The sequence below is a fragment of the Desulfobacter sp. genome (assembly GCF_050177295.1).
In genome coordinates, this window is sequence record NZ_JBFXHE010000293.1 from 1 (window position 1) to 5,615 (window position 5,615).

4 protein-coding genes are annotated in these 5,615 nt (G+C 55.3%); all 4 read left to right on the forward strand.

What is annotated here, in order from left to right; translation table 11 throughout:
• Positions 1-846, forward strand: an 846-nt coding sequence (locus tag AB7U36_RS17180; RefSeq protein ID WP_428160916.1) for an ABC transporter substrate-binding protein, incomplete at its 5' end; no start/stop codon positions are given.
• Positions 843-2,297, forward strand: coding sequence for an ATP-binding protein (locus AB7U36_RS17185; RefSeq protein ID WP_428160917.1), 1,455 nt, complete (start codon positions 843-845; stop codon positions 2,295-2,297). The genes AB7U36_RS17180 and AB7U36_RS17185, both read left to right, overlap by 4 nt.
• Positions 2,275-3,627: a sigma-54-dependent transcriptional regulator gene (locus AB7U36_RS17190; RefSeq protein WP_428160918.1), complete on the forward strand. Its 1,353-nt coding sequence runs from the start codon at positions 2,275-2,277 to the stop codon at positions 3,625-3,627. The genes AB7U36_RS17185 and AB7U36_RS17190 overlap by 23 nt, the downstream gene beginning before the upstream one ends.
• A 1-nt stretch (position 3,628) precedes the next feature.
• A partial coding sequence (locus AB7U36_RS17195) for a TonB-dependent receptor plug domain-containing protein (protein ID WP_428160919.1) occupies positions 3,629-5,615 on the forward strand: 1,987 nt, incomplete at its 3' end.

Genomic DNA, 5,615 nt, shown 5'->3' on the forward strand with positions numbered 1-5,615 from the left:
GGAATTTTCTTCTGGCATTCCCTTGCCGTTGCGGATACGGGGCTGAATTGTGCAGTGCTAGTCTCCCAGAAAATCAGGCCCTATCTCCAGGTTGTTGACGGCATTATCAAAGCGGCGGGAAACGCGCCAAATACCGTTGAGGTCTTTTATCTTGCACCTGGGGATACCCCAGACAACCAGGAGCTGATTCATGACATCGGGCAGCAGGCGTTTGGCACGGTGCTGGCAATAGGCCCGGAAGCTGCATCCCTGGTCTGGAAATCTGACCTGACAATCAGAAAACTCTATGCGGCTGTCCTGGACCCGGCAGCCATCCCTGGCATTGATGAGTACGCCTGCGGTATTTCCCTGCGGATTCCTGTAGCGGACCAGCTGAACAGCATTTCAAAGGCCCTTCCCTCCCTGAAAAAGCTGGGACTGATGTTTGACCCGGCCCATAACCAGAAGTTCTATGAAGGCGCGGCAGCAGCATCTGCCACGGCGGGCATTGAGATCCATCCCATAAGAATCACCCGGCCCAGCCAGATCACAAAGGCCTGGACCGGCCTTGATGTAGAGGCAATATGGATGGTTCCGGACCAGACCATAATTTCGGAAAAAATTGTCCAGTATGTGATTAAAGAGGGGGTGTATCGCAACATCGGCGTGATCGGGTACAACTCCTTTTTTGCCCGCTCAGGGGCGGTGTTCTCCTTTGAGTTTGATTACCGGGCCCTGGGGCGGCAGGCCGGACTGAAGATGCTTCAGGCCGGCAGCGGAAACGGATGCACACCGGAACCGCCGGTGTTCGACATTATGGTGAACCGTAAAATTGCAGAAAAGATCGGCATGGCGGTGGAACCATGAGCATCCGTTTTTTTTCCCAGCGCATCGGCATCCATGCCAGAATCATGTCCGCAGCCGTGATCCTCATCTGCGCCACAGTACTGACCCTGGGGTATTTCGGGGTAACGCTGATCAACGGTTTTCTGACCCAGCGGTTCAATCAGCGCATCCATTTCATGACCCAGTATCTGGCGTTGAATTCGGAACTGGGGATCCTCATTGATGAACAGACCCTGCTCAAGGGACTGGCCGCCAACATGCTCAAAGAAGACGATATCCGCGGGGTTGAAATTCAAGACAGGGGGGGGCGGATTCTGGTGAATGAGGTCCGTCAGATCAAAGGGCCCTTTGACACTGTGGAAAGAAAGGTCTTCCTGAGCAGCACAGAGAGCAGTCCGCCATGGATTACCGGGCTTTCCGGCAATTCAGACCATGAATACATCGGCCTTGTCCGGGTGACCTATTCCATACAGGGGATAGAAGACCTGATGCGGGAAATGACCCGGCGCTTTGTGGCCACAGCCCTGGTGCTGACGATTCTGGCCGGGATGATCTTCTATTTTATCTCCAGGTCCCTGGTCTCCCCTGTGATTTCACTGGCGGAGACAGCGCGAAAGATCTCCATGGGAAACAGGACCATCCGGGCTCAAAGCGGAACCACCCCTGAAATCGCAAAACTGGCCGATGCCTTTAATGAGATGCTGGACTCCCTGGCAAGGGGACGCAAAACCCTGATCCAGGCCCATGAAAAAATGACCCGCCAGGAAACCCTGGCCGAGGTGGGCAAATTTTCCATGATGATCGCCCATGAGGTAAAAAATCCCCTGGGTATTATCAAAAGCGCTCTGGAGATGCTGAAAACAGATCTTAACATTCCCCGGGACAATATCCCCCTGAACTATGCGGAAGAGGAAATCGTGAGGCTGAACACTCTCATTGAAAGCTTCCTGATTTTTTCAAAACCAGCCAGACCCAAATTTGAGCAGACCGATCTCAACCGGATGGTGGAGCAGGTGATCATGGGCTTTGAGATCCAGCACGGTACAGACCAACTGGAGATCGTCTCTGACATTCCCGCGGCGCCGTTTACGGCAAAGGCTGATTTTGACCTGCTCTCCAGGGGGATCGGCAATATCATCAAAAATGCCTGCGAGGCCAACAAACAGACGGGAAAGGTTGCGGTGACCGTGCAGATCCGCGGGAACAAGTGGATCCTCAGGGTCCGGGACCAGGGGCCCGGGATCAAGGCGGCGGATAAAAAACATATTTTCGAACCCTTCTTTACCACCAAGGCCAAAGGAACGGGCCTGGGCCTGGCCTTTGCCGACCAGGTCGTCAAAGCCCACGGCGGCAGCATTACCACCGAAGACGCCGAAGGCAGGGGAGCCTGCTTTGTGATTACCCTGTTTTCCGGCAGACTTGAGCAACAGATAGAGGCGATGGAAGAAAATGGCAGATTTACTGATCGTTGACGATGAAGACAAGATGCGAACCCTCCTTTCGATGATGCTTGAAAGAAAGGGATTCCGGGTTGACCAGGCCGGCCATGGCAGGCAGGCCCTGGAACTTCTGGAAAAAAAAGAATACAATCTGGTGATTTCAGATATCAAGATGCCCGAGATGGACGGCAAGGCATTGATCCGTGCCATGCGCAGGCAAAAAATCCTGACCCCGGTGATCTTTATTACGGCCTTTGCCACCATTGATTCCGCTGTGGAGATGATGCAGGAAGGGGCCAGCGACTATGTGACCAAGCCCTTTGATGAGTCCAGAATCCTGCTCACCATTGAGCGGGCCATGACCCTGTCCCGCCTGATTGCGGAGAACCAGGAGATGAAGGAGGCCATCGCCCGGACCAGCCAGACCCATGACCTTATTTTTAAATCCCGGGAGATGGAAGGGGTGGTGGCCCTGGCCCAGAATGTGGCCAGCGTGGATACGGCTGTGCTGATCCTGGGGGAATCCGGCACGGGCAAAGAGGTGGTGGCCAACCATATCCACAGGCAGAGCCCGAGAAAAGATAACCGGTTTGTGGCGGTGAACTGCGCGGCCATTTCATCAAACCTTGTGGAATCCGAACTTTTCGGGTATGAAAAAGGCGCCTTTACCGGCGCGGCAGCCCGGACCCGGGGCAAGTTTGAGTTTGCCGGAGGCGGGACCCTGTTCCTGGACGAAATCGGGGATCTGCCCCTGGAATCCCAGGGCAAGCTGCTCCGGGCGCTTCAGGAAAAAAGATTCCAGCGTGTGGGCGGAAATGAAGAGATCCCGGTGGATGTCCGGGTCATCTGCGCCACCAACCGGAACCTGGAACAGATGGTGGCCCAGAATAAATTCAGGCAGGACCTGTTCTACAGGATCAATGTCTTTCCCATCATGATTCCGCCCCTTCGCGCAAGAAAAGAGGATATTGTGCCGTTGGCCGAATATATCATGACCACATTCTCCTTTGGCCAGGGCCATACCCTGACCGAAGGGGCCTGTCAGAAACTGAGGGAATATACCTGGCCGGGCAATGTCAGGGAGCTGGCCAATGTTCTGGAGCGCTGCCTGATCCTCACCCGGGACACCGGGCAGATCACGGCCGATACCCTCTCCTTTCTCCAGGTGCCGGAGGCCCGGCAGACCCGGACCGTCACCATTCAGCTGCCGGCCGGAGGCATCCCCCTGCAGCAGGTGCAGATGAGCCTTGTCCAGCAGGCCCTCCAGGCCTCGGGCAACAACCAGAGCACGGCTGCCAGGCTTCTGGGCCTGAGCCGGTCAAAATTCAGGGTATTGCTGAAGAACATGGAGGAAGACAGCTGATATGGGTATGATTTCCCGCATCACAGGGTTTATCATGATACTTCTGCTCTGGTTCCCGGCAGGGCCTGTCCTGGCGTCGGACACCATGCTCATGTTTGTGGGCGAGGATCTTGAGGTCCTGAGCATCGCCTCCCGGAGGGAAGAAGCTGCCTGGAGCGCCCCTGCCATTGCCGAGGTGATTACCCGGGAAGAGATTGAGAACAAGGCCGCGGTCACCCTGTCCCAGGCCCTGGAGGACCGGCCCGGGTTTTACATGAACCCGACGGAAAAGGGGACGGTTCCCTATCTGCGCGGTATCCAGAACTCGGCGCTTTTCCTCTTCGATACCGTGCCCATGGGGTCCGGTATCCGCAAATCCGACAGCATGATTGACTATGAAACGTCTCTTGCCCCGGTCAAGCGCATCGAAGTGATCCGGGGCACAGGCTCAGTGCTCTGGGGGGCGGATGCCTTTGCCGGGGTGGTCAACGCGGTGCCCTTATCGGGACGGGATTTCCAGGGGGTGGAGACAGGGCTGCTCATGGCTTCGGAACATGGGCCCGGGGAAGCTTACATGAACTGGGGGGCCCGGTCCTCGGACTGGACCGGGTTTGTGTCGGTATCCGGCCGCAGGGCCGACAAGAGCGAAGATCCTTACAATGTGGTCCGGTTCTGGGGGGACGGCAAAGCCGCGGAACCCCTGGAATCACGATACGGCACCGGGGAGCCGGATGATTCCCATTTTGTGAATCTGTATGCCAGTGTGGGTTACAGCGACTGGCTGACCCTCTCTGCAAGGGTGGCGGACAACAAGAACGCCTATGCCGTTTCTGACTGGGACGGGACCTACTCCTGGGAGGAGCAGACCGCCAACACATCAGGGCAGTACAAAATAGAGGCGTCCAGACGGTTCAGCCCGGACAGCGGGATCCGGTTTACCGGATACTACAGCGAAAACCGGCAGGACCAGTCTTTCGTGGACAAGACCTTTGATGTGGATGAGTCCTCCTGGTTCGGTGAAATCATCTATGACCATTCTCTTTTCAACAACAGCGGGTTAGTGACAGTGGGCTCTTCGTTCAAGCATGATGATTTTCAAGGGATTCCGGTGTGGGACAATTTTCTGCCGAATTATGTTACGGATGCAAACATACAGATTGCCCAAAACATTGTCAGCCAGATCAGTGAGGACAATTCTTTGAAATCCTTTTTCGGGCAGTACCGCCATGACCTGGACCGCATTGAGGTGTGGGCCGGCATCCGGTATGACGACCACGAAGCGTATGAAGACAGAACCAGCTATAATGCCGGCTTTGCCTGGGACCTGGGGCAGTTTAAATTCAAGACCCTCTACGGCACGGCCTACAGAAGTCCTTTCGCCTGGCAGCTGCAGGAATCCGGGGGGGACAGCCTGGAGCGGATCCGCAACATCAACACCCAGATTTCCTGGAAGCACCAGGAGACAAGGGCCGCACTCACCCTGTTTCAAAATAAGATCTCCAACCATGTGATCGAAGACCGCTACAAAGGTGCCGGGCTGCCAACGGCCAACAGCCAGACCATCAACGGGGTGGAGCTGGAGATATCCCATAAATTCTTTGAAACTTTTTCCATTTCAGGAAACCTGACCCTTCTGGACAACAGCGGGCCTAAAGAGACCTATTTTTATCACGATTACAACCATTACGATGGCGATGGCAAATTAATCGAAGAACATTACCAGACTCTGGAATACGCCTATGACACGGGGCCCAAGACAATGGGAAACCTCCAGGCAAAATGGCAGATGACAGACCACCTGACCCTGATCCCGGAACTTCGGTACTTTTCCAGGCGCACACTCTACTATCCGGAGTCCGACGTTACCAGGACCCAGGCCTGTCCGGAAGCCTGGATCGTGGACGTCAACCTGAAAATAAAGGATATCCTTCCCTTTGACATCACCCTGTTTGTCAACAACCTGTTTGACAACGAGTATCTGTCGCCCGGCCTCTATTCCATCTATCAGA